The sequence below is a fragment of the Hydrogenophaga sp. genome (assembly GCF_035481345.1).
Classification (GTDB): Bacteria; Pseudomonadota; Gammaproteobacteria; order Burkholderiales; family Burkholderiaceae_C; genus Hydrogenophaga.
The window spans coordinates 28,251-51,307 of sequence record NZ_DATIGV010000131.1 but is presented as its reverse complement, the minus strand read 5'-3'; the positions used below and the strand labels follow the sequence as shown (position 1 = coordinate 51,307).

The 23,057-nt window shown below is 70.9% G+C and carries 21 protein-coding genes; 13 read left to right on the top strand and 8 right to left on the bottom strand.

Going from position 1 to position 23,057, the window contains the following annotated elements; all coding sequences use genetic code 11:
• Window positions 1-4: 4 nt before the first annotated feature.
• From VLG41_RS14610 to VLG41_RS14560, 11 genes are all read left to right on the top strand, one after another.
• Complete coding sequence (locus VLG41_RS14610) at window positions 5-727, top strand: PulJ/GspJ family protein (RefSeq protein ID WP_325350127.1); 723 nt, start codon at window positions 5-7, stop codon at window positions 725-727.
• Window positions 724-1,755 carry a type II secretion system minor pseudopilin GspK gene (gspK, locus tag VLG41_RS14605; protein ID WP_325350126.1) on the top strand — a complete coding sequence of 344 codons (1,032 nt, stop codon included), beginning with the start codon at window positions 724-726 and terminating at the stop codon, window positions 1,753-1,755. Before VLG41_RS14610 ends, gspK begins: the two co-directional genes overlap by 4 nt.
• A 134-nt stretch (window positions 1,756-1,889) precedes the next feature.
• Entirely contained in the window at window positions 1,890-3,176 is a 1,287-nt protein-coding gene (gene gspL / locus VLG41_RS14600; RefSeq protein ID WP_325350125.1) for a type II secretion system protein GspL, read from the top strand.
• A gap of 2 nt (window positions 3,177-3,178) precedes the next feature.
• On the top strand, window positions 3,179-3,712 hold the full coding sequence (gene gspM, locus VLG41_RS14595) for a type II secretion system protein GspM (RefSeq protein WP_325350124.1): 534 nt from the start codon (window positions 3,179-3,181) through the stop codon (window positions 3,710-3,712).
• Between the two features lie 63 nt (window positions 3,713-3,775).
• A complete protein-coding gene (gspN, locus tag VLG41_RS14590; protein ID WP_325350123.1) occupies window positions 3,776-4,570 on the top strand; it encodes a type II secretion system protein N in 795 nt (264 codons plus the stop codon).
• A 289-nt stretch (window positions 4,571-4,859) separates the two neighbouring features.
• Complete coding sequence (gspD, locus tag VLG41_RS14585) at window positions 4,860-7,100, top strand: type II secretion system secretin GspD (RefSeq protein ID WP_325350122.1); 2,241 nt, start codon at window positions 4,860-4,862, stop codon at window positions 7,098-7,100.
• 10 nt (window positions 7,101-7,110) lie between these two features.
• Window positions 7,111-8,553 carry a type II secretion system ATPase GspE gene (gene gspE, locus VLG41_RS14580; protein WP_325350121.1) on the top strand — a complete coding sequence of 481 codons (1,443 nt, stop codon included), beginning with the start codon at window positions 7,111-7,113 and terminating at the stop codon, window positions 8,551-8,553.
• 10 nt (window positions 8,554-8,563) lie between these two features.
• Window positions 8,564-9,796: a type II secretion system inner membrane protein GspF gene (gene gspF / locus VLG41_RS14575; protein ID WP_325350120.1), complete on the top strand. Its 1,233-nt coding sequence runs from the start codon at window positions 8,564-8,566 to the stop codon at window positions 9,794-9,796.
• A 2-nt stretch (window positions 9,797-9,798) separates the two neighbouring features.
• Window positions 9,799-10,695, top strand: coding sequence for a 5'-nucleotidase (locus VLG41_RS14570; protein ID WP_325350119.1), 897 nt, complete (start codon window positions 9,799-9,801; stop codon window positions 10,693-10,695).
• Window positions 10,696-10,706: 11 nt separating this feature from the next.
• The gene (locus VLG41_RS14565) at window positions 10,707-11,615 is read left to right on the top strand and encodes a D-hexose-6-phosphate mutarotase (protein WP_325350118.1); all 909 of its coding nucleotides are present in this window, start codon (window positions 10,707-10,709) and stop codon (window positions 11,613-11,615) included.
• On the top strand, window positions 11,612-13,390 hold the full coding sequence (locus tag VLG41_RS14560; protein WP_325350117.1) for an ABC transporter ATP-binding protein/permease: 1,779 nt from the start codon (window positions 11,612-11,614) through the stop codon (window positions 13,388-13,390). Before VLG41_RS14565 ends, VLG41_RS14560 begins: the two co-directional genes overlap by 4 nt.
• Window positions 13,391-13,406: 16 nt before the next feature.
• On the opposite strand, the gene bla is transcribed toward VLG41_RS14560, so the two are convergent.
• The gene (gene bla / locus VLG41_RS14555) at window positions 13,407-14,282 is read right to left on the bottom strand and encodes a class A beta-lactamase (protein ID WP_325350116.1); all 876 of its coding nucleotides are present in this window, start codon (window positions 14,280-14,282) and stop codon (window positions 13,407-13,409) included.
• 110 nt (window positions 14,283-14,392) lie between these two features.
• Between bla and gcvA the strand changes: the two genes are divergently transcribed.
• The gene (gene gcvA, locus VLG41_RS14550) at window positions 14,393-15,256 is read left to right on the top strand and encodes a transcriptional regulator GcvA (protein WP_325350115.1); all 864 of its coding nucleotides are present in this window, start codon (window positions 14,393-14,395) and stop codon (window positions 15,254-15,256) included.
• Between the two features lie 36 nt (window positions 15,257-15,292).
• Here the strand turns inward: gcvA and VLG41_RS14545 are convergent, their stop codons facing one another.
• From VLG41_RS14545 to VLG41_RS14535, 3 genes are read right to left on the bottom strand one after another with little or no spacing between them, the layout of a single operon-like run.
• Window positions 15,293-15,757 carry a GNAT family N-acetyltransferase gene (locus VLG41_RS14545; RefSeq protein ID WP_325350114.1) on the bottom strand — a complete coding sequence of 155 codons (465 nt, stop codon included), beginning with the start codon at window positions 15,755-15,757 and terminating at the stop codon, window positions 15,293-15,295.
• Window positions 15,754-16,473: a 7-cyano-7-deazaguanine synthase QueC gene (gene queC / locus VLG41_RS14540; protein ID WP_325350113.1), complete on the bottom strand. Its 720-nt coding sequence runs from the start codon at window positions 16,471-16,473 to the stop codon at window positions 15,754-15,756. Before queC ends, VLG41_RS14545 begins: the two co-directional genes overlap by 4 nt.
• Before the next feature lie 17 nt (window positions 16,474-16,490).
• Window positions 16,491-17,000 (bottom strand): GNAT family N-acetyltransferase, encoded by a 510-nt coding sequence (locus VLG41_RS14535; RefSeq protein WP_325350112.1) that lies wholly within the window; start codon window positions 16,998-17,000, stop codon window positions 16,491-16,493.
• Window positions 17,001-17,267: 267 nt separating this feature from the next.
• Between VLG41_RS14535 and VLG41_RS14530 the strand changes: the two genes are divergently transcribed.
• Complete coding sequence (locus VLG41_RS14530) at window positions 17,268-18,020, top strand: hypothetical protein (protein WP_325350111.1); 753 nt, start codon at window positions 17,268-17,270, stop codon at window positions 18,018-18,020.
• A gap of 55 nt (window positions 18,021-18,075) precedes the next feature.
• Here the strand turns inward: VLG41_RS14530 and VLG41_RS14525 are convergent, their stop codons facing one another.
• The 4 genes from VLG41_RS14525 to flgK all read right to left on the bottom strand — a co-directional run bounded on the left by VLG41_RS14525 (window position 18,076) and on the right by flgK (window position 23,049).
• Entirely contained in the window at window positions 18,076-18,597 is a 522-nt protein-coding gene (locus VLG41_RS14525; RefSeq protein ID WP_325350110.1) for a toxin, read from the bottom strand.
• Window positions 18,598-18,683: 86 nt separating this feature from the next.
• A complete protein-coding gene (locus VLG41_RS14520) occupies window positions 18,684-19,889 on the bottom strand; it encodes an HDOD domain-containing protein (protein ID WP_325350109.1) in 1,206 nt (401 codons plus the stop codon).
• Between the two features lie 17 nt (window positions 19,890-19,906).
• On the bottom strand, window positions 19,907-21,130 hold the full coding sequence (gene flgL / locus VLG41_RS14515) for a flagellar hook-associated protein FlgL (RefSeq protein WP_325350108.1): 1,224 nt from the start codon (window positions 21,128-21,130) through the stop codon (window positions 19,907-19,909).
• Between the two features lie 5 nt (window positions 21,131-21,135).
• Window positions 21,136-23,049 (bottom strand): flagellar hook-associated protein FlgK, encoded by a 1,914-nt coding sequence (flgK, locus tag VLG41_RS14510; protein ID WP_325350107.1) that lies wholly within the window; start codon window positions 23,047-23,049, stop codon window positions 21,136-21,138.
• Window positions 23,050-23,057: the final 8 nt, after the last annotated feature.

The window sequence follows — 23,057 nt, the reverse complement described above, 5'->3', positions numbered from 1 at the left end:
GCCCATGCAACGCACGCGCGGCTTCACCCTCATCGAGCTGCTCGTGGCGCTGGCCATCCTGTCCACGATCGCCATCCTGGCCTGGCGCGCCATCGACGGCATGAGCCGCACGCAGACCATCACCCAGACCCGCGCCGACGACCTGCGGCGCCTGCAGGCCGCGCTGGGGCAGTGGACGGCCGACCTCGACGCCATGATCGACACGCGCGAGATCGCGCCGATCGACTTCAACGGCCAGGTGCTGCGCCTCACGCGGCGCGACCCGATGGAGACCGGGCTGGACAGCCGCGGCATCCGCGTCGTCGCCTGGGCCCTGCTCGGCAGCCCCGAAGGCCCGCGCTGGTCGCGCTGGCAGTCGGGCCCGCTGCGCCAGCGCGACGAACTCGCCCGCGCCTGGCAACGCGCGGCCGACTGGGCCAGCGGCCGCATGGCCGTGCCCGGCGACAGCGGCAACCCGGGCAATCCGCTCACCGCGCCCACGGCCGACAGCGCCATCGCCCTGGTGCCGGCACTCGGCTGGCAGCTCTACTACCACCGCGGCGAGGCCTGGACCAACCCGCAGTCGGCCGCCGACAACCAGCCCCCGGCCGGCGGCGACGCCTATGCGCCCAACCTGAACCTGCCCAACGGCGTGCGCGTGCTGCTGGAGCTGCCCGCCGCCGGCAGTGCGCTGCAAGGCGTGCTGCAACGCGACTGGGTGCGGCCCACGCTCGAGGCCGCGCCATGAAGCTGCGCCCCCAGGCTTCACCACTGCGCGGCCCGGCGGGGAATCGCCAACGCGGCGCCGCCCTGCTGCTGGCCATGCTCACCGTCACCCTGGTGGCCGCCCTGGCCGCCAGCGCGCTGTGGCAGCAGTGGCGCGCCCTGGAAATCGAGCGCGCCGAGCGCCAGCGCGCCCAGGCCGCCTGGATCCTGGCCGGGGCGCTCGACTGGGCGCGCCTGATCCTGCGCGAGGACGCGCGCGGCAACCAGACCAATGGCAACCCCGACCACCTGGGCGAGCCCTGGGCGCTGCCCCTGGAGGAAGCCCGGCTGTCCAGCTTCCTCGCCGCCGACCGCGACAACAACGCCGACAGCGCGCTCGAGGCCTTCCTCTCGGGCGAGATGACCGATCTGCAGTCGCGCCTGAACTTCAACAACGCGGTGCGCCAGACCACCGGGCAAGGGTCAGGCCCGGGACAGGGCCCGGGCACGCGCCAGGTGGAGATCTCCGAGCCCGACCTGGACATCCTGCGCCGCCTCTACGAACTGCTGGGCCTGCCCGTCAGCGAACTCGACGCCGCCGTGAACGAACTGCTGGCCAGCACCCGGCTCGCGCTCAGCGACCCCCTGCCCTCGCGCACCGCGCTGCTGCCGGCCAAGCTCTCGCAACTGGCCTGGCTCGGCCTCTCCCCCGAAAGCCTGGCGCGGCTGGAGCCGCACCTCACCGTTCTGCCGCAGCGCACCACGCTCAACCTCAACACCGCCAGCCCCGAAGCCATCGCCGCCTCGCTGCCGGGCCTGGACCTGGCCCAGGCGCGTGGGCTCGTCTCGGCGCGCGAGCGCCAGCCGTTTCGCGCCATCGCCGAGGCCCAGCGCCTGCTGCCCGAAGGACCCGTGACCCTGAGCGACCAGTACCACGGCGTGCGCAGCGCCTACTTCGAGGTGCGCGGCCGCCTGCGGCTGGACGACACCATCATCGAAGAGCGCTCCCTGGTGGTGCGCCAGGCCCTGGACGTGCGCATCGTCTGGCGCGAGCGCTTCACGCGCCGCTGAGACCGCTGCGGGCGCCGCCAAGCACAGCCGATGCCTCCATTGAAGCCACAGCACAACGCCCTAGAGTATTTGAAGCGTGGTTTTGCCATGCACCCTCTCTAGAATGGCCGGTCCCATCTGCTGAAATCCCGCCCGTGCTCATCGTCACGCCCATCGACCACCAGGCCGCGCCCTCGGCCGCGGCCACGCTCATGCGATGGGTGCGCAGCACCGATGGCCAGTACCCGGCCGAAGACGGCGAGTCCGCCATCTCGCTGCTGCCGCGCGACGACGAGCTGGTGCTGGCGCTGCCGCCGCGCGCCCTTTCCTGGCACCGCCTGAGCCTGCCGCGCGTGAGCGGCCCGCGCCTGCGCGCGGCGCTCGACGGCATGCTGGAAGACCAGGTGCTCAGCGAGGTCGGTGCCCTGCACCACGCCCTGGAACCCGGCGGCCGGCCCGGCCAGACCGTGTGGATCGCCAGCACCGACAAGAACCGCCTGCGCGACTGGCTGCGCGCGCTCGAATCCGCCGGCCGCCCGGTCGCGCGCATCGCCCCGCTCATGTGGCCCCTGGTGGCGGCCCGGGTGCCCGGCGCCGCCGGGGCCACGCGCAGCTTCGCCATGGACTCGCCCGGCCAGTTGCACTGGGCCCACATCGACGGTGACCAGGTCTGGCTGGCCAGCGCCAGCGTGCTCGGCGTGAGCAGCGTGCCCCTGCGCGACGACCAGCCCCTGCCGCTGGACGCCCTGCTGCCCAGCGCGAACAACGGCAACGACTGGCGCGCCACCGACGCCCTGGACGTCTGGCTGGCCGACCCGCTGGTGAGCGAACTCGCCGAACGCGTCCTGCAGCGACCCTTCGACCCCGTGCCGCCGGCCCAGTGGCTGCTGCGCGCGGGCCAGACCGACTGGAACCTCGCCCAGTTCGACCTGAGCCTCTCCTCGGGCGCGCGGCGCGGCCAGCGCTGGCGGCGCGCCTGGCGCCAGTTCCGCAGCGCCCCGCAATGGCGCGCGGCGCGCTGGGGCCTGGTGGCCCTGCTCGTGGCCCAACTCGTGGGCCTGAACCTGGTGGCCTGGCAGGAGCGCCAGAGCCTGCAAGCCAAGCAGGACGCCGTGCGCACCACGCTCACCACCACCTTCCCGCAGATCCAGCTGGTGCTCGACGCGCCCGCGCAGATGCAGCGCGAGGTGGCGCGGCTGCAGCAAGCCAGCGGCCAGCTCGCCGCCGGCGACCTGGAAACCCTGCTCGCCGCGGTGGACCGGGCGGCCGGCAGCGAGCCGCTCTCCCCCACCCGCATCGGTTACGACAACGGCGCGCTGCGCCTGTCCGGCTGGCGCGCGGGCGAAGAACAGGTGCGCGCCCTGCAGCAAGCCCTGCAGGGCGGTGGCTGGCGCGCGCAATACGACGGCAACGAACTGGTGCTGCAGGCACCGCAACCCTGAACATGGCCGCCGCCGACCGCTCCCCCTCCCCCCTGCAGCGCGCCCGCTCCGGCGTGGCCGCCTGGTACGGCGCCCTGGCCGAGCGCGAACGCCGCCTGGTGCTGGTCGCTGCATTGATCGTGGGCCTGGCCCTGCTGTGGTGGCTGGCCATCGCCCCCGCCTGGCAAACGCTGCGCGCCGCCCCCGCCCGCCACGCCGCGCTGGACGCGCAACTGGCGCGCATGCAGCAACTCGCGCAGACCACCGAGGGCCTGCGCGCCGGGTCCACCGGCCAGCCGCCGGGCCGCGACGAGGCCCTGCGCGCGCTGGAGGCCGCCACAAGCGCGCTCGGCGGCACCGGCCAGATCGCCGTGCTGGCCGACCGCGCCACCCTCACGCTGCGCCAGACCGAGGCCCAGGCCCTGGCCGGCTGGCTGCAGCAGGTGCGTGTGAATGCGCGGCTGCTGCCCCTCGAATCGCAACTCAACCGCGACGGCCCGGGCACCACCTGGAGCGGCACGCTGGTCTTGAGCGGGCCACCGCTCGCGGGGAACTGAGATGAACGCCGCCCGGCCGCCCGAAGGCGTTCGCACCGCAGCGCGCTGCGCGAAGGTTTCATGATGTCCATCACCACCGTGCGCCGCCTGGCCTTCGTCGCCGCCGTGCTGGGCCTGCTGCTGGCCTTGCTGCTGTTTGCGCCGGCGCGCTGGCTGGCCGCCGCGCTCGGCCAGGCCAGCGGCGGGCAGGTGCAACTCGTCAACGCGCGCGGCAGCGTCTGGACCGGCCAGGCCGACCTGCTGCTCACCGGCGGCGAGGGCAGCCGCACCCGCAGTGCCTTGCCCGAGGGCCTGCGCTGGCGCCTGCGCCCGGCCTGGCACGACGGCGGCCCCGCCCTGGCCCTGGCCCTGCAAGCCCCGTGCTGCACCCCACAGCCGCTGAACCTGCACCTGCGCCCCGGCCTGAGCGAAACCGCGCTCGACATCGCCGCCTTCGACAGCCGCTGGCCGGCCGAACTGCTCGCCGGACTGGGCACGCCCTGGAACACCCTGCGCCTGCAGGGCACGCTCGCGCTGCGCAGCGATGGCTTCCGGGTGGCGCTGGCCAGTGGCCGCGCACGCCTGCAGGGAGGGCTGAACATCGACGCGCTCGACGTCGCCTCGCGCCTGTCCAGCATCCGCCCCCTGGGCAGTTACCGCGCCACGCTGCAGGCCGAGGCCGACGGCAACACCGCCCGCCTGGACGTGCAAACCCTCAGCGGCGCCCTGCTGCTGCAGGGCAACGGCCAATGGGTGGGCGGGCGCCTGCGCTTCGCGGGCGACGCCCAGGCCGCGCCCGGCAACGAAGAAGCGCTTGCCAACCTGCTCAACATCGTGGGCCGCCGCCAAGGCGCCCGTTCGGTCATCACCATCGGGTGAGCCAGGGCGTGTTCACACTACTTTTTCAAGATGCGTTGCGGATCAAAAATGCCATGCGCAAGGCGCGAAACGCAGACGGGCCAGTGGCCCGGCGAGGCTTCGCAACGCGGCGCATGGCATTTTTGGCCGCAACCCGGAGGGAACGGGGTGAGAACAGCGCCACTCGTCGTTGCACTCCTAGGCCAGGCACCCAGCCTGGCCGTCGTCATGCGCCTAGATTGGCGCTGTTCTCACCCCGTTCGCACTTGAAAAAGTAGTGTGAGCACGCCCTGGACGTAGGATCGCCATCATGTTTGCCCTCACCCCCCTGGCCGGCCGCCGCAGCGCACTCGCGCTGGCCTGCACGCTGGCGCTGAGCCTGACCGGCGCGCCCACGGCCTCCGCGCAGAACCGGCCGTCCGAGCCCGTCACGCTCAACTTCGTGGGCGCCGAGATCGAGGCGGTGGCGCGCACCATGGCCACCATCACCGGCCGCAGCGTCGTGGTCGACCCGCGCGTGCGCGGCACCATCAACCTCTCCACCGACCGGCCCGTGGCGCCGGCCGCCGCGCTCAACCAGTTCGCCGCCGCGTTGCGGCTGCAGGGCTTCGCGCTGGTGGACACCGGCGGCCTCTACAAGATCGTGCCCGAGGCCGACGCCAAGCTGCAGGGCAATGTGGTGAGCGCGGGCGCCGTCTCCGCGCTGCCGGCGTCCAACACCGTGGTCACCCAGATCTTCCGCCTCAACCACGAGAACGCGAACAACCTGGTGCCCGTGCTGCGCCCGCTGATCCCGCCCAACAACACCATCAACGTCAACCCGGGCAACAACTCCCTGGTCATCACCGACTACGCCGAGAACCTGCAGCGCATCGGCCGCATCGTCGCGGCGCTCGACGTGCCCGGCGCGAGCGACATCGAGATCATCCCGCTGCAGCACGCCGTGGCGGCCGACATCGTGCCGCTGATCCAGCGCCTGATCGACCCCACCGCCGCGGGCGGCGCGGCCGGCGGCGCCGGTGCCGGCGACGCGTCCTTTCGCACCACCATCGTGGCCGAGCCGCGCAGCAACGCCCTGGTGCTGCGCGCGGCCAACCCGGCGCGCCTGGCCCTGGTCAAGTCGCTCGTGGTGCGGCTCGACCAGCCCTCGGCCGTGGCAGCCAGCGGCAACATCCACGTGGTCTACCTGAAGAACGCCGACGCGGTGTCGCTGGCGACCACGCTGCGCGCGGCCATCGCGGCCGGCGACGGCGGTGGAGGCGGCGGCGGCAGCCTGGGCGGCGGGGGCGGCACGGCCAACGGCGGCAACCTCTCGCGCGCCAGCACCACGGCCATCAACCTCACCGGCGGCAACACAGGGGGCGGCATGGGCAGCGCCGCCAGCACGCCCGTGGCGGCCAGCGCCCAGCCCTCCACCGGGGGCATGATCCAGGCCGACCCGGCCACCAACTCGCTCATCATCAGCGCGCCCGAGCCGCTGTACCGCCAGTTGCGCGCCGTCATCGACCAGCTCGACTCGCGCCGCGCCCAGGTCTACGTGGAAAGCCTCATCGCCGAGGTCAACGACGACAAGGCCGCCGAGTTCGGCATCCAGTGGCAAGGCGCCTCGGGCAGCTCCGGCGACCGCGTCATCGGCCTGCTCGGCACCAACTTCGGCGAAGGCGGGCGCAACATCTTCAGCCTCGCGCAAGGCGAGACGGCGCCGGCCACCGGTCTCAACATCGGCCTCGCGCGCCGCACCAACGGCGTCTACGTGCTGGGGTTCCTCGCGCGCTTCCTGCAGGAAAACGGCGCCGGCAACATCCTGTCCACGCCCAACCTGCTCACGCTGGACAACGAAGAGGCCAAGATCGTCATCGGCCAGAACGTGCCCTTCGTCACCGGCCAGTTCACCAACACCGGCGGCGGCAACAACGGCTCGGTCAACCCCTTCCAGACCATCGAGCGCAAGGACGTGGGCATCACCCTGCGCGTGAAGCCGCAGATCAGCGAGAACGGCACCATCAAGCTGACCATCTACCAGGAGGTGAGCAGCGTGGCGCCGGCCTCGGTCAATTCCAGCACCGGCCTCATCACCAACCTGCGCAGCATCGAAAGCACCGTGCTCGTCAACGACGGCGCCATCGTGGTGCTCGGCGGCCTGCTGCAGGACGAGTACGCGCAGAACCAGGACAAGGTGCCCGGCCTGGGCGACGTGCCCGTGCTCGGCGGACTGTTCCGCAGCGAGACGCGCAGCCGCCGCAAGACCAACCTGATGGTCTTCCTGCGCCCGGTGGTGCTGCGCGACGAACGCGACACCGCCAACCTCGCGCTCGACCGCTACGAGCAGATGCGCGCCATCCAGCGCGAACTGCAGCCCACGCCCAGCAGCGTGCTCAAGATCAACGAGACCCCGGTGCTGGGCCCTCAGGCCCTGCCCTACGTGCGCCAGGCGCCGCGCCCCACGCCGCTCGGTGCGCCCGAGGGCTCGCCCAACACCGTGCCCGCGGCCACACCGCCGGCCACGCCACCGGCCGCCGCGCCGGCACCGGCGCCCGCGCCCACGCAGTGAGGCCGCGCCCATGAAGTACCCGCTGCCCTACGCCTTCGCGCGCGAGCACCACTGGCTGCTGGAGGAAGACGCGGGCCGGCTCACCCTGGTGGGCAGCCGCACGCCCGCGCCCGACGCCCAGGCCCAGGCCAAGCGCCTGTCCGCGCTGTCCGAGATCCTGCGCACGCACCCCCTGCTCGACCTGCAATGGGAAGACGGCGAGTTGCTGCGCCAGCGCATCAGTTCCGCCTACTCGCAGGGCGAAGGCAGCGCCGCCGCCGTGGTGAGCGAAGTGCAGAGCGACGCCGACCTCAGCCGCATGATGCAGGAGCTGCCGGCCATCGAGGACCTGCTGGAGACGGCCGACGACGCGCCCATCATCCGCATGCTCAACGCCCTGCTCACGCAGGCCGCGCGCGACGGCGCCAGCGACATCCACATCGAGCCCTTCGAGCGCCACTCCAGCGTGCGCTTCCGCGTGGACGGCACGCTGCGCGAGGTGGTGCAGCCCAACCGCGCCCTGCACGCGGCGCTGATCTCGCGCCTGAAGATCATGGCCGAGCTCGACATCTCCGAGAAACGCCTGCCGCAGGACGGCCGCATCAGCCTGCGCATCGGCACGCGCGCGGTGGACGTGCGCGTCTCCACCCTGCCCAGCGCGCACGGCGAACGCGCCGTGCTGCGCCTGCTCGACAAGAGCGAGAGCAAGCTCGACCTGGAGTCCGTGGGGATGCAGGGCGACGTGCTCGCGCGCTTCCTGCGGCTCATCACACAGCCGCACGGCATCATCCTCGTCACCGGCCCCACCGGCTCGGGCAAGACGACCACGCTCTACGCCTGCCTGCAGCGCCTGGACGCCGGGCGCCAGAACATCATGACGGTCGAGGACCCGATCGAATACGAGTTGCCCGGCATCGGCCAGACGCAGGTCAACCCCAAGATCGAGCTGACCTTCGCCAAGGCCCTGCGCGCCATCCTGCGGCAGGACCCGGACGTCATCATGATCGGCGAGATCCGCGACCACGAGACCGCGCAGATCGCCATCCAGGCCTCGCTCACCGGCCACCTGGTGCTGGCCACGCTGCACACCAACGACGCGCCCAGCGCCGTCACCCGCCTCACCGACATGGGCGTGGAGCCCTTCCTGCTCAGCAGTTCGCTGCTGGGCGTGCTGGCACAGCGCCTGGTGCGCAAGCTCTGCGTGCACTGCCGTCGCCAGGACGCGCAAGGCCGCTGGCACCCCGTGGGCTGCGAGCATTGCAGCCACAGCGGCTACAAGGGCCGCACCGGCATCTACGAACTCATGGTGGCCGACGACCAGATCCGAGCCCTGGTGCACCAGCGCGCCGCCGAAAGCCGCCTGTTCGCCGCCGCTGAGAAGGCCGGCATGCGCACCATGCGCGAGGACGGCCAGCGCCTGATCGAAACGGGCGTGACTTCGGTGGAAGAGGTGATGTCAGTGACGCGCGAATAGCGGTTTTCGCATGCCCGCCTACACCTTCGAAGCCGTCGACGCCAACGGCGACACGCACAAGGGCGTGATCGACGCCGACACCGCGCGCGCCGCGCGCGGCATGCTGCGCGCGCGTTCGCTGGTGCCGCTGGCGGTGGAGCCCGCGGCGCAGGCCGGGCAAGGTGGTGGCGGCGGCAAAGGCCTCAACGTCACGCTCTGGGGCGGCCGCGTGTTCAACGCCACGGCACTGGGCGTGTGGACGCGCCAGCTCGCCGGCCTGGTGGCCGCCGGCATGCCGCTGGAGCGCGCCCTCAGCGCCCTGGCCGACGAGGCCGAGAACGACAAGCTGCGCAACCTGGTCGCCACGCTGCGCAGCGAGGTCAACGCGGGCTCGGCCTTCGCGCGCGCGCTGGCGCAGTTCCCGCGCGAGTTCTCCGCCAGCTACAGCGCCGTGGTGGCCGCCGGTGAACAAAGCGGCCAGCTCGGCACCGTGCTGGAGCGCCTGGCCGACGACCTGGAAGGCCGCGAGGCGCTGCGCAACAAGCTCATCGCCGCGGCCCTGTACCCGGCCATCGTCACGCTCGTGGCCATCGTCATCGTGGTGTTCCTGGTGAGCTACGTGGTGCCGCAGGTGGCGGGCGTGTTCGAGGGCAGCGAACGCGCCTTGCCCACGCTCACGGTGATCATGATGGGCATCAGCGCCTTCGTGCGCGAATGGGGCTGGTATGTGCTGGCCGTGCTCGCGCTGGCCATCATCGGCCTGGTGTTCGCGCGCCGGCAGGAGTCGGTGCGCCTGCGCATGGACGCCGCCGTGCTGCGCCTGCCCGTGCTCGGCCGCCTGGCGCGCGGCTTCAACGCCACGCGCTTCGCCGGCACCCTGGCCATGCTCGCCGGCTCGGGCGTGCCCATCCTGCGCGCGCTGCAGACGGCCGCCGAAACCCTCAACAACCGCGCCCTGCGCGAAGACGCGCTCGACGCCCTGGTGCGCGTGCGCGAAGGCGCGCCGCTGGCCTCGGCCCTGGCGGCCAAGAAGCGCTTTCCGCCGCTGCTGAGCATGTTCGCCCGCCTGGGCGAGCAGACCGGCCAGTTGCCGCAGATGCTGCAGCGCGCGGCCGACCAGCTCGGCGCCGAGGTGCAGCGCCGCGCCATGTCCCTGGCCACGGTGCTGGAACCCCTGCTCATCGTGGGCATGGGCCTGATCGTCATGCTCATCGTGCTGGCGGTGCTGCTGCCGATCATCCAGCTCAACCAACTCGTCACCTGAACATGCCCGTCACCCTGGACGGCAAGCTCGTCGTTGCCATCTCCTCCCGCGCCCTGTTCGACTTCGAAGAAGAGAACCGCATCTTCGAACAGGGCGACGACAAGGCCTACATGCGCCTGCAGCTGGAACGCCTGGACACGCCCGCCGCACCCGGCGTGGCCTTCTCTCTCGTGCACAAGCTGCTCGCCTTCAACGACGCCCACGCCCAGCGCGTGGAAGTGGTGATCCTCTCGCGCAACGACCCGGTCTCGGGCATGCGCGTGTTCCGCTCGGCCCAGCACTACGGCCTGCCCATCCAGCGCGGCAGCTTCACGCGCGGGCAGCCGCCCTGGCGCTACCTGCGCCCGCTGCGCGCCAACCTGTTCCTCTCGGCCCACCTGGCCGACGTGCGCGCCGCGCTCGACGCCGGCGTGCCCGCCGCGCAGGTCTACCCCACCTCGGTGCGCGCCAGCGACGCCCACCCGCACGAGGTGCGCATCGCCTTTGACGGCGACGCCGTGCTCTTCTCCGACGAGGCCGAGCGCGTCTATCAGGCGCAGGGCCTCTCGGCCTTCCAGACGCACGAATCGAGCAAGGCCACCACCCCGCTCGAAGGCGGTCCGTTCAAACCCCTGCTTGAAGCCCTGCACCGCCTGCAGAGCGAGGGCACGCCGCTCATGCGCGTGCGCACCGCGCTGGTCACCGCCCGCAGCGCGCCCGCGCACGAACGCGCCATCCGCACCCTGATGAACTGGAACATCGATGTGGATGAGGCCATGTTCCTCGGCGGTCTGCCCAAGGGCGAATTCCTGCGCGAGTTCGAGCCCGACTTCTTCTTCGACGACCAGACCGGCCACATCGAATCCGCCGCGCAGCACGTGCCGGCGGGGCACGTGGCCTCGGGCATTTCAAACCCCTGAGCGCACCCACCGTGCAGCGCCCCGACCGCCCCGCCCCCGCCACCGTGTGCCCCGTGGCCGGCCCGGGCGGCCTGCCGGTCCTGGAGGTGAACAACCCGCTGGCCCGCGCGCAGGTGTCGCTGCAGGGCGCGCAGCTGCTGTCCTTCCAGCCGCACGGCCAGCCCGACTGGCTGTTCCTGAGCCCGCGCGCGCGCTTCGAGCCCGGCCAACCCATCCGCGGCGGCGTGCCCGTGTGCTGGCCCTGGTTCGGCCCCGACCCCGAGGCCCAGGGCCGTCCGGCGCACGGCTTCGCGCGGCAACGGCCCTGGGCGCTGCGCCAGCACACCGACGACAGCGACGGCACCACGCGGCTCACCCTGGCCCTCAACGACGATCCGTCCACGCGTGCCCTGTGGCCGCACGCCTTCGAGCTGCGGCTGGACATTCGCGTGGGCCGCACGCTGCGGCTGAGCCTGAGCACGCGCAACACCGGCGACACCGCCTTCACCATCACCCAGGCCCTGCACAGCTACTTCGCGGTGGACCACATCGACACCGTGCGGGTACTGGGCCTGGAGGGCAGCGGCTTCATAGACCAACTGCCCGGCGCCGCCGCGCGTGGCGAGGCCAGCGGTGAACCCCTGCGCTTCCACGGCCGGCTCGACCGCATCTACCAACCGGTCCCCGCGCGGCTTCAATTGCTCGGCGCGGCCGGTGGCCGAACCCTGGACCTGCGCAGCGAAGGCAGCCGCACCGCCGTGCTGTGGAACCCGGGCGCGGAACTCGCCGCCACCATGAGCGACCTGGGCCCCGACACGCACCAGCGCTTCGTCTGCGTCGAGACCGCCAACGCGGGCGACGACACCCTCAGGCTGCCACCCGGTGGCCAGCACCGCCTCACCGTCGAGATCGCGGCCCTCGCCGCCGGAGTCCTCCCATGACCGAACCCAGGATCAGCAAGTGGCGCGCCTTCCGCGAATTCGCCGGCAAGGCCTGGCGCCTGTCGGCGCCCTACTTCCATTCCGAAGACAAGTGGAAGGCGCGCGGCCTGCTGCTGGCCATCGTGCTGCTCAACCTCGGCGCGGTCTACATGCTGGTGCTCATCAACGAGTGGAACCGCGTGTTCTACGACGCGCTGCAGAACAAGGACGCCGCCGTCTTCTGGCGCGAACTCGGCCGCTTCACCTACCTCGCCTTCGGTTTCATCGTCATCGCGGTGTACCGCTTCTACCTCACGCAATTGCTGGAGATGCGCTGGCGCGAGTGGATGACGCACCACTACCTGGACCGCTGGCTTCAGCGCCACCGCTTCTACCAGATGGAGCTCGCGCGCTACGCGCGCGGCGAGGCCGCGCCGCCCGACAACCCGGACCAGCGCATCGCCGAGGACATCAACCTCTTCACCAGCTACACCGTGGGCCTGTCCATGGGCCTGCTCAACGCGGTGGTCACGCTGCTCAGCTTCATCGGCATCCTCTGGACGCTGTCGGGCAGCTTCGGCTTCACGTTCCAGGGGCAGTCCTACGACATCCCGGGCTTCATGGTCTGGATGGCGGTGATCTACTGCGTGGCAGGCAGCGTCATCACGCACTACATCGGCCGCCCGCAGATCGCGCTCAACTTCCAGCAGCAGCGTTTTGAAGCCGACTTCCGCCACCACCTGGTGCGTGTGCGCGAGTACAGCGAATCGATCGCGCTGGACAAAGGCGAGACCGTGGAGCGCCGCCAGCTCGGCCTGCGCTTCGGCGACGTGCTGCGCAACTACCTGCAGCTCATCCGCGCGCAGAAACGCCTGATCTGGTTCAGCACAGGCTTCGGCCAGGCCGCCGTGGTGTTCCCCTTCATCGTGGCCGCGCCGCGCTTTTTCAGTGGCGCCATCCAGCTCGGCGAGCTGATGCAGATCGCCTCGGCCTTCGACCGCGTGCAGACCGCGCTGTCCTGGTTCGTCGAAAACTACCAGCAGCTCGCCACCTGGCGCGCCACCACCGACCGCCTCACCAGCTTCGAGGAGAGCTTCGCCGCCCTGCAGGCCGACGACCAGGCCACCGCCAGCGAGACCAACGCCGAGGACGCCATTGCGCTCGACGGACTGGACCTCGCCCTGCCCGGCGGCGCCGCGCTGCTCGCGGTGCACGGCGCGCGCATCGCGGCCGGGGATTCGGTGCTGGTGCAAGGCCCCTCGGGCAGCGGCAAGTCCACGCTGTTCCGTGGCCTGGCGGGCATCTGGCCCTGGGCGAAGCGCCGCCTGCGCCTGCCGGCCGACTTCAGCGCGCGCGCCATGTTCCTGCCGCAGCGGCCCTACTTCCCCAACGGCCGCCTGCGCGACGCCCTGGCCTACCCCGAACCCGCCGAGCGCTACCGCGACGAGGAGCTGCAGGCCGCGTTGCGCGACGCCTTGCTGCCCGACCTGGTGGCCCGGCTCGACGAGCACGACGCCTGGGGCCAGAAGCTCTCGGGTGGCGAGCAGCAGCGCCTGGCCATCGCGCGCGCCCTGCTCAAGCAGCCGCGCTGGCTGTTCGTCGACGAGGCCACCAGCGCGCTCGACGAAGCGGCCGAGGCCACGCTCTACGAGCGCCTGCAGGCCCTGGTGAAGGCGCAGGACGGCGCCATCGTGTCCATCGCGCACCGGCCCGGGGTGGCGGCATACCACGCGCGGCGCTGGGTGCTCGAGCCTGGTGGCGGAGACGGCCCGCGCTACCGCGTGGCCACGGGCTGAGGCGCGGCTTCACCACTCACCAGGCCGCGAGCAGCCGGCCCACGCCGGCCAGCGTGCGCTCGCGGACCTCCGCGCCCGCCGGGCTGTCCGCCAGATAGGCGCTCACCAGGATGGGTGCCGCCCCCGGCGGCCAGACGATGCCCGCGTCGTTCGCGCTCGGGCCGGCGGTGCCCGTCTTTTCCCCGATGCCCCAGCTCGGCGGCACACCCGCGCGCAGGCGCTTGCCGCCCGTGGTGTTGGCCTTGAGCCAAGCCGCGAGTTGCGCGCGCGAGGCCGGCGACAGCGCCTCGCCCAGCAGCAGCGTGCGCAGGGTGCGCGCCATGGCGCGCGGCGTGGTGGTGTCCAGGTCCTCGCCGGGCGAGGGCTCGTTGAGTTCGGGCTCCAGGCGGTCCAGGCGCGTGACCGGATCGCCCACGCGGCGCAGGAAGGCCGTCAGCGCGGCGGGGCCACCCACCTCGCGCAGGATCAGGTTGGCCGCGGTGTTGTCGCTGGTGGTGATGGTGGCCTCGCAGAGCTGCGCCAGGCTCAGGCCCTGGCCGCCCACGTGCTTCTCGGTCACCGGCGACCATTGCACGAGATCGCGCTGGCGGTAGCGCACGCGCTTGCTCAAGGGCGCCTTGCCCTCGTCGGCGCGCTGGAGCACCAGCGCCGAGGCCAGTGTCTTGAAGGTGCTGAGCATGAGGAAGCGCTCGTCGCTGCGGTAACCCCATTCGCGGCCATCGGCGGTGTCGAGGAAATGCACGCCCAGTCGCCCTTGGGACGTGGCTTCCAGGCCGCGCACAGCCGCGTCGAGCTCGGGCATCTCGGTTCGACCCCAGACAAACTTCGGGCTCAGAAAGCTCGTGAGCGTGACCAGGCCGCCGGTGGCGTTGAGGAACTTTCGTCTTTGCATGGTTTGATCTCCTGGGTAATGAGCGAAAGGTGGGCGGATGCTAAAGAGCTCCTTCGCCTCGCTCAAACGGAAATAATCTCCACCAGACCCAACAAAAACTTCTATCAGACATGGACCTGCCCCTCAACGCCCTGCGCGCCTTCGAAGTCTCGGCCCGCCACCTCAGCTTCACCCGCGCGGCCGAGGAATTGCACCTCACCCAGACCGCCGTCAGCCAGCACGTGCGCAAGCTCGAAGACCGCCTGGGCCGCCGGCTGTTCCGCCGCCTGCCGCGTGGCCTGGCGCTGACGGACGAAGGCCAGGCCCTGCTGCCCGTGCTGAGCGATGCCTTCGAGCGCATGGGCGCCACGCTGGCCAGCCTGCAGACGCGTCAGCGCCGCGAGGTGCTGTCGATCGGTGTGGTGGGCACCTTCGCGGTGGGTTGGCTGCTGCCCCGCCTGCGCGATTTCCAGGCCCGCCACCCCTTGATCGAGTTGCGCCTGTTCACCCACAACAACCGCGTGGATCTGGCGGCCGAGGGCCTGGACGCCGCCATCCGCTTCGGCGACGGCAACTGGCCCGGCTGCGAGGCCGTGCCACTGATGGACACCCCCCTGGCGCCGGTGTGCGCCCCGGCGCTCGCGCACCGCATCCGCACCCCGGCCGACCTGGGCCGCGAGACCCTGCTGCGCTCCTACCGCGGCGACGAGTGGCCCGCCTGGTTCGAGGCCGCGGGCGTGCGCGCGCCGCTGCTCACCGGGCCGCAGTTCGACTCGTCTCTGCTGCTGGCCGACGCCGCCGCGCAAGGTGCGGGCGTGGCCCTGCTGCCGCTGCGCCTGTTCAGCCGCGACCTGCAGGCCGGCCGGCTGGTGCGCCTGTTCGACGTGGAGGTGGCGGTGGGCCGCTACTGGTTCACCCGCCTGAGCCGGCGGCGGGCAACGCCAGCGCTGCAGGCGCTGCGGCGCTGGTTGGAGGAGCGGCTGGGCGAGGCCTGAGCGCCGCCTGCCGCCTGACCACCCTGTGCACGGTGGTCACAGATCCAGCCGCATGAACGCGCTGTGCGGGTCTTCCCGGTAGTCGGCGAACGGCCCACAAGGCACGAAGCCGAAGGCCGCGTACAGCGTGCGCGCGGCGATGAAGTGCTCGGTGGATCCGGTTTCCAGCCACAGCCGCTGAACGCCATCGGCGCGCGCGTGCGCCAGGATGTGCTCAAGCATGGCGCGCGCCACGCCGCGCCGCTGGTGGCGCGTAGCGGTGCGCACGGACTTGATCTCGCCGTCGTGCTCACCCAGGCGCTTGAGCGCACCGCAGCCGAGCAGATCGGTGCCATCCCACACGGTCCAGAAGGCGATCTCGGGGCGGCGCAGGCGGTCCAGATCGAGCGCGTGCACGCTGTCGGGCGGCGAGATGGCGCGCATGTGCGCCAAGTGCTCCTCCAGCAGCGCGCGGATCTCGGGACCGCGCAGGTCGTCGCGGCGGATGGTCATCGCGCTCATGTTGACACTCCTTCGCGGTAGGCGGCCCAGCCGCGCGCGCGCAGCTCGCAGGCCGGGCATTGCCCGCAACCCCAGCCCCAGTCGTGGCGGTGCTCGCGGTCCCCCAGGTAGCAGGTGTGGGTGTGCTCGACGATGAGACCGACCAGCGCCTCGCCGCCCAGTTCGCGCGCCAGCCGCCAGGTGTCGGCCTTGTCGATCCACATCAGCGGCGTGTCGATCAGGAAGCGCTGGTCCATGCCCAGCGACAGCGCGAGCTGCATGGCCTTCATGGTGTCGTCGCGGCAGTCGGGGTAGCCGGAGAAGTCGGTCTCGCACACGCCGGTGACCAGCACCGACAGCCCGCGCCGATAGGCCAGCGCCGCGGCCAGCGTCAGGAAGAGCAGGTTGCGCCCCGGCACGAAGGTGTTGGGCAGGCCGTTGGCCTCCATGCGAAAGGCCATGTCGCGCGTGAGCGAGGTCTCGGACACGGCGCCCAGCACCGCGAGGTCGAGCACGTGGTCGTCGCCGAGCTTCGCGGCCCAGTCGGGAAAGGCCGAGCGCAGTTCACGCAGCACGACCAGGCGCGCGTCGAGCTCCACGCGGTGGCGCTGGCCGTAGTCGAAACCGATGGTCTCGACGTGGTCGAAGCGCGCCAGCGCGTGCGCGAGGCAGGTGGTGGAGTCCTGGCCGCCGGAGAACAGGACCAGGGCGCGGGTGTGGCGGGTGGGTTCGGGCATGGGCTCGATGGTAGGGCTCAGCGGGGTCCGTCGCGCAGCAGCGCCATGGCGTGGCTATCGAAGGTCTCGCCATCCACCTGGAAGGTGCCGTACTGGCGGCCTTCGTGTTGGAAACCCAGGCGCTCGTACAGCTCGCGGGCGTTGTGGTTGTCGGCGCGCACCGTCAGCTCGATGCGCGCGAGGCCCTTGACCCAGGCCCCCGCGATGGCGGCCTCCAGCAGGGCGCGGCCCAGACCCCGGTGGCGCGCGCGCCGCACCAGGCCGATGCCCAGGGTACCCACGTGGCGCCGCGCCTCGCCGAACACGGGCAGCACGTCGCACCAGCCCACCACCTGCCCATCCAGCAAGGCCACGACATGCGGGTTGCGGTTGCTCAGGCTCTCGCGCAGGAAGGCGAAGGTCTGCTCACGCGGCGGCGCCTGCAGCATCGCCAGGTAGCGCTTCTCGCGTGCGACCTCGTCGAGCACCGCGTGCAGTTGGTGGAAGTGGGCTTCGGCCAGGGGAACGACAAGGGAAGTCGAGGGCATTCCCGATGATGTCATGCCCAACTGAAGGGGGCCGCTCAGCCAGGCTGCCGCAACCTCGCATTGCCCGCGGGACAGCGGCCTCCTGCTGCGCAGGATCAGCGCGAAGGAGCGCCTGGCCAGAGCGCCATTCGGCTGGCGGTCATCTGGCCACGAACCCACGGCGCACGCACGCTACCTACACCGGATCTCGCAGTCCCTGGGGCTCACAGTTCCCCTCACTCGTGCGTCCAGGGCGATCAAAAAAACCACACACCTCGAGCATTTCCCATGAGAGTCCGCAGCAATTCATACCGGCCAGCGATCCACGTGAACAAAGAACACCTGTTGAAAGAACGCAGCTTGCAGGAGACCCAACGCAAGGAAGCCATCGCCAGGATCGAACAGGAAGGGCCGACAGGCGACCACATGATGTGGGCCCAAAAGGCTTGTCTTCACGTGAAGGCCCAACTCGCCCATGGATCCAACGCCGCGCACGACGCCAAGGCCGAGCCGCAACAAGTTCACGATATGTTCGTCAGGAATCGCATAGAGACGAACGACCTCCTCGCCGAAGCCCTAAAGGATGGGACGGTTCCTTTCGTTCAAACGACGGACGAGTCCGGGAACAGCGCGATCCAGGTGCCGACGGCAACGATGGCGAAGTTCCGAAGCGCAACGCTGCTCAAGAACAAATTCGGCACCTGCTCCGAGCAGGCCGCGTGCGCCTACTGCTATCTGCTTGAACATTTGCCCCCTCACACAAGGGTGCACTTGTGCGATCTGATCGGCGGTGACCACGCCTTGGTGGTCATCGGCATCGCGGACGGGGCCGACTTGAAAGACATGAGCACCTGGGGCCCCCATGCCGTGGTGTGCGACCCCTGGGTGCCACCGCCCCATCAGGTGTATCCGATTCGGGAGTTCGAACGGATGCGCCAGCCGGACCGCGACGTAAAACGCGTACTGGGATCAAATGAACACCACTACCTCAAGGGCAAGCTGCAGGCCCTGGGCGAATACGACGTCCTGACCCTCACCTAGGCTCGCTGCTTCGGTGAGGCGGACAACGGTGGACGTCATGGGCGGTGTCGGGCGGTCACGGCGTGTCACGCAAGCGCCGCAGGATAGCGTGCGCCTCGCGCGGGTGGCGCGCCTCGTGCCACTGCAGGTGGGCGAACGCACCGGCGTCGCGCAAGGCCTCGAACTCGCGCTGGCGCCGGTGAAAGGTGGTGAGGATCCACCAGAGGATGGAGTCGCGCGACAGGAACGACCGGCGAAAGGACTCCCGGTTGCCGTGGAACAGCTCCTCGCCCGACACCACGCGCGCCACGGTGCGCCGCAGGCCGCGCCAGAACACCCGCGGCAAGCCGAAGTTGAGCCACACGATGGTGGTGGCGCGGCCCCAGAGCGCGTCGCGCGCCAGGCCGTAGTTGCCCGCCGCCACCCAGCGATCGCCGGATGTGGCCTCGCTGACGAGGCGCAGAAATTCGGCCGTCGGCTTGGGCCTCCAGTCTGGCGACCAAAAGAGCTCGTCCAGTTCGATCGCCGGGCAGCCGCGCGATACGGCAAGCGCTCGGGCAAAGGTGGACTTGCCGGCGCAGCTGGAGCCGACGATCACAACGCGTGGTGAAGGAAGTGCAACACGGTTCATGGACGAGCCGTGCACTGTATCAACGCCCAGGCCACCGGCGGGGCCGCCGCGCCTCAGTGCGTCAAGCGCTCCGATCGCTTGTTCGCATGGTCGCGGCTCGTCGCCAGCATGCGCAGCAGCGCGCGGTTCACCTGTTCCAGCGTCAGCTCGTGCCGGCGGCACAGGGTCTCCATGCGGTCCAGGCGCTCGGGGTCGCCCATCGCACGCGAGAGGTCGATGAGCGAGAAGTACGGCCCGTCGTGGCGCAGCACGGCGTCGGTCACGCGGCCGGCCAGGGGCAGGCGGTGCAGCAGGTCGGACAGGGGCTGGTGCAGCAACTGGTCGAGCTGCGAGAGCAGCGCGGTCATGTAGACCTCGGCGCGCAGCAGGTCGTCGGAGCCGGTGGCCAGCAGGTGGTGGGCCAGGCGCGCGCGCATCACCATGGCGTAGCGCACGGGCTGCAGGTCGACGTCGGGCTCGGCCTCGGGCAGTTGCTCCATGAGCCAGCGGCCCAGCTCACGAAAGCCCAGCATCATGATGGCGTGGCGCAGCGAGCCGATTTCGCGCCGCAGGCCGTAGGCCGCGGAGTTGACGAGCATGAGGATGCGGTAGACCAGCACCGGGTCCTGGCGCACCAGCCGCTCCAGGTATTCCACCGAACATTCCTCGTCGTCGATGGCCAGCAGCACCTGCTGCACCACGCGCGGGTCGTAGCTCAATGGCTGGCGCTTGTGCGCGCGCAGCACGTCGGCCGCGGGCCAGCCGAGCACGGCGGCGGCCTGAGCCTGGTCCAGCACCAAACGCAGGCGCTCCTGCGTGTCCACGCCCTCCACCATCTGGCCGGGCATGGGAGCAAGGCGGTCGTCCGGGGTGATGGTGAAGAGGTTGCGGTGATCGACGCCGGGCGTGGGCCACCCGTGCAGCGCGCTCCACTCGCCGTGGCGCACCAGCAGGTGGCCGTTGCGCCGCGCCAGCGACAGGCGGGCCAGCGTTTCCTGCGCGCCAAAGAGTGAAGCCGGCACTTCCAGGAAGGTGTTGCGCACCGGCGGGCAGGACAGGGCCTGCTGCAGCAGGCGCGGCGACTGCAGCGACAGCAGCAGCGGCGGCGCGCCGTCGGGCCAGTCCTCGCCGATGGCTTCCAGCAGGTGCCTGGCGTCCACGCCCTCGGGGTGGATGGCGCGCACGCACAGGCGCACGCCCGCCAGCTCGCGCGCGCGGTTCCACAGCGGCACGTAGGCCATGGCCACGCTGTCGAGGACGGTGTGTGCTGGCATCAGCATGTCGGGGTGTCAGCGCGTTATTTGATGTAGTCGAACAGGGACATCCGCTGCACGGAGGCGTAGGCCTGCAGGCCGGCGTTGAGCGCGAGTTCCTTGTTCTTGAAGTCGGAGATGCCCTTGACCATGTCCAGGTCGACCAGGCGCGACTCTTCCAGCTCCAGGTCGGTGCTGCGGTTGTTCATCAGCAGGTCCATCGAATCGGCCCGGTTGAGCCATTCGCCCGCGCGGCCACGCGCCAGCAGCACGCGGTCGTGGCCCGCGTCCACCTCGGTGAGGGCGCGCCCCAGGGCCTGCGTGCGCTGGGCCGATTCGCCGTCGCCCTGATAGCGCAAGGCATCGATCGCGCCCTGCACCACGGAGAAGAGGTCGGTCGTGCCCGTGGTGGGCGCGAGATCGATGCGGTCGCCCGCGTCGGGCCGGCCGCTCATCTCGAAGGACAGGCCGTCGAAGGCCACGGTCTTGCCGGCCTCGTAAGGCACGCCCGCGTGGCCCGCCACCGGCGTGCCGGTGGTGGTGTTGGTGATGGTGTACTGGATGACGCCACCGACGTCGGCGAAGTCCACACGGTAGTTGTCGCCCGTGAGCGCGGTCGCGTCGGTCACCTGGCCCAGGCTGGTGCTCACGCCGCCGGTGTTGGTGGTGGGCAAGCCCAGCGTGAACGTGCCGTTGCCCTGCGGGATGCGCATCCAGATGGCGTCGCCGTCGAGCGACTGCGGCAGGGTCGCGTTGCCCGCGGCGGGTTGGCCGCGCTGGCCTTCGAACTGCACGCCGTTGCCGCTGGGCCCGTAGATGTCCACGAAGGGGGTGGGCGCGCCACCCAGGCCGCCGAAGAGCGTGCGGCCATTGCTGTCGGTGCGGTTGGCCACGGCCAGCAGTTGTTCGCGCAGGCCCTCGAGCTGGCGCGCCACGTCCTCGCGCTCGGCGTCGGAGAAGCTGGCGTTGCCGGCGGTCACGAGCAGGTCGCGCACGCGCTGGATGAGTTCGCCCGATTCGGCCAGGCCCGACTCGGCCTGCTGCAGGCTGGTCTTGGAGGCCTCCAGCGCGCGCAGGTCGGCCTGCACGCGCGTCATGCGGTTGTGCGCCGACTCGGCCAGCGTGGCGGCCACGGGGTCGTCGCTGGCCTTCATCACGCGCTTGCCGGCGGTGATGCGCTCCTGCTGCTTCGCCAGGTCGTACTGGCGCTGGGCGAGCTGGTCGATGGTGCGGTCGAACTGGTTGGCGGTGGCGATGCGGTAGCTCATGGTGTTCAGCGTCCCACGGTTTGCAGCAGGCTGTCGAAGGTGCTTTGCGCGATCTGCAGGAACTTGGCCGAGGCCTGATAGGCCTGCTGGAACTGCAGCAGCCGCGCGGCTTCCTCGTCGAGGTTGACGCCGGCCACGTTGGCACGGGCCTGTTCGGCCGCGGTGGCCACGCCGGCCGAGAAGTCGGCCGCGAACTGCGCACCCTGCACGCGCGTGCCCAGGTCGGAGAACAGGCTGACGTATCCGTCGGACAGCGGCACGCCATCGAAGGTGGCGAGGTCGCGCAGGGCGAGCATGCCGTTGGCGTTGCCCGCGCTCTGCGCAATGGCGTTGGACGGCGAAGCGCCGATGGAGAAGCTGTCGCCCGCGGTGGGATTGCCGCGCAGCGTCATGCTCCAGCCGTTGAGCACGATGGGCTCACCGGGTTTGAAGTTGTAGCTCGGGGGCGGGCCGGGGTTGTCGGGCGGCGGGTTGCCGGGGCCCAGGCCGGTGGCGCTGAAGCTGCCGTCGGCGTTGAAGGTGATGGTGACGGGATCGGTGAGGTTGGCCGAGTTCTCGACGGCGTAGAGCTTCTCCACGCTCAGGCTGCCCGAGTTGGTGGTGGCCGGCGTCACCATGACGGGGCTGGCCACGGCCAGTTGCTCGGGCGCGTCGATGGCCACCTGCAGGTTGCGTGCAGCGGCCTGGAAGGGCCGGATGCGGAAGCGGTCGCCCGGCAGCGCGCCGGCCGCGTCCACCTGGAAGCTGAGGCCGTCCACCTCGGTGGGCAGCGCGGCCACGCTGGTGGTGTTGCCGTCGCTCAGGCGCACGATGCTGAAGCCACCGGCTTCCACACGCACCTCGTAGTCGGAGGCGATGAGCGCTTGCGGGTCGCTCACCACGGCGCTCATCTGGCCCGTGCCGCCGTTGGCCGGCGACGCGATGCCCTGGGCGGCCGCGGGCGGCACGAAGAAGTTCTGGCCCGGGTTGCCCTGCAGGTCCACGCCCAGGGCGTGCTGCTCGTTCATCATCGTCGCCGTGGCCAGCGCGATACGACCAAGCTGGTTGCTCGCGGCGGCGAGGTCGTCGTTGAGAAAACGCACCACACCGGCCAGTTGTCCGCCGGCCAGCGCCGCATCGGCCAGCGGCGAGGACACGCCGCCCTGCACGAAGTTGATGCTGATGCGGGAGTTGTCCATGGGATCGGTCTGCGCGGCCAGCTTGGCGGCCTGCGATCCCAGCACCAGCGGCTGGCTGCCGCCCACGAAGACGTTGACCGCACCGGCCTCGCCGGGCACGGTGCTGATCTGCACGCGCTGGCTCAGCTCGGCGAGCAACTGGTCGCGCTGGTCGAACAGGTCGTTGGGTGTGTGCGCGGTGCCCGCCGTCTCGACGATGCGCTGGTTGACCTTGGCCAGGTCCTGCGCGAGGCGGTTGATGTCGTCGGTGATCGATTTCACCTGCTGCTGCGTCGAGTTGCGCAGCAGGTCGAGCTGGCCGGCGCTGTCGCGCAAGCGGCTGGCGAACTCGTCGGCGCGCGCGATGACCACCAGGCGCGCGGTCGAATTGCCCGGCGCCGAGGTGAGATCGGTCCAGGAATTGAGCATGTCGTTGAGCGCGACGCCCAGGCCCTTTTCACCGGTGGGGAACACCGTCTCGAGTTGCTCCAGCCGGGCCAGCCGCGCCGCGTCCGACGCCGCCACCGAGCCGGTCTGGCGCGCCTCGCGCGTCAGGTACTCGTTGTGGGCCCGCTCCACCGTGCTCATCTCCACGCCCTTGCCGAAGTAGCCGCCGCCGGTGAACTGGTAACCCGCACTGGAGAGCACCACGTTCTGGCGCGAATAGCCCGGCGTGTTGACGTTGGCGATGTTGTGGCCGATGACCTGCAGCGCAGCGAGGTTCGTGTTGAGCGCGCGGGTGGCGATGTTCAACGAAGACATGTCGTGGG

Excerpts from the sequence above, each read along its gene's own strand:
- bla (WP_325350116.1), bottom strand. The coding sequence starts at position 14,282 with ATGCAAAGACGAAAGTTCCTCAACGCCACCGGCGGCCTGGTCACGCTC.
- VLG41_RS14570 (WP_325350119.1), top strand. The coding sequence starts at position 9,799 with ATGCCCGTCACCCTGGACGGCAAGCTCGTCGTTGCCATCTCCTCCCGC.
- VLG41_RS14545 (WP_325350114.1), bottom strand. The coding sequence starts at position 15,757 with ATGAGCGCGATGACCATCCGCCGCGACGACCTGCGCGGTCCCGAGATC.
- VLG41_RS14560 (WP_325350117.1), top strand. The coding sequence starts at position 11,612 with ATGACCGAACCCAGGATCAGCAAGTGGCGCGCCTTCCGCGAATTCGCC.
- gspE (WP_325350121.1), top strand. The coding sequence starts at position 7,111 with ATGAAGTACCCGCTGCCCTACGCCTTCGCGCGCGAGCACCACTGGCTG.
- VLG41_RS14520 (WP_325350109.1), bottom strand. The coding sequence starts at position 19,889 with ATGCTGATGCCAGCACACACCGTCCTCGACAGCGTGGCCATGGCCTAC.
- gspD (WP_325350122.1), top strand. The coding sequence starts at position 4,860 with ATGTTTGCCCTCACCCCCCTGGCCGGCCGCCGCAGCGCACTCGCGCTG.
- flgL (WP_325350108.1), bottom strand. The coding sequence starts at position 21,130 with ATGAGCTACCGCATCGCCACCGCCAACCAGTTCGACCGCACCATCGAC.
- VLG41_RS14535 (WP_325350112.1), bottom strand. The coding sequence starts at position 17,000 with ATGCCCTCGACTTCCCTTGTCGTTCCCCTGGCCGAAGCCCACTTCCAC.
- gspK (WP_325350126.1), top strand. The coding sequence starts at position 724 with ATGAAGCTGCGCCCCCAGGCTTCACCACTGCGCGGCCCGGCGGGGAAT.
- VLG41_RS14610 (WP_325350127.1), top strand. The coding sequence starts at position 5 with ATGCAACGCACGCGCGGCTTCACCCTCATCGAGCTGCTCGTGGCGCTG.
- gcvA (WP_325350115.1), top strand. The coding sequence starts at position 14,393 with ATGGACCTGCCCCTCAACGCCCTGCGCGCCTTCGAAGTCTCGGCCCGC.
- gspF (WP_325350120.1), top strand. The coding sequence starts at position 8,564 with ATGCCCGCCTACACCTTCGAAGCCGTCGACGCCAACGGCGACACGCAC.
- gspN (WP_325350123.1), top strand. The coding sequence starts at position 3,776 with ATGTCCATCACCACCGTGCGCCGCCTGGCCTTCGTCGCCGCCGTGCTG.
- gspM (WP_325350124.1), top strand. The coding sequence starts at position 3,179 with ATGGCCGCCGCCGACCGCTCCCCCTCCCCCCTGCAGCGCGCCCGCTCC.
- flgK (WP_325350107.1), bottom strand. The coding sequence starts at position 23,049 with ATGTCTTCGTTGAACATCGCCACCCGCGCGCTCAACACGAACCTCGCT.
- VLG41_RS14530 (WP_325350111.1), top strand. The coding sequence starts at position 17,268 with ATGAGAGTCCGCAGCAATTCATACCGGCCAGCGATCCACGTGAACAAA.
- queC (WP_325350113.1), bottom strand. The coding sequence starts at position 16,473 with ATGCCCGAACCCACCCGCCACACCCGCGCCCTGGTCCTGTTCTCCGGC.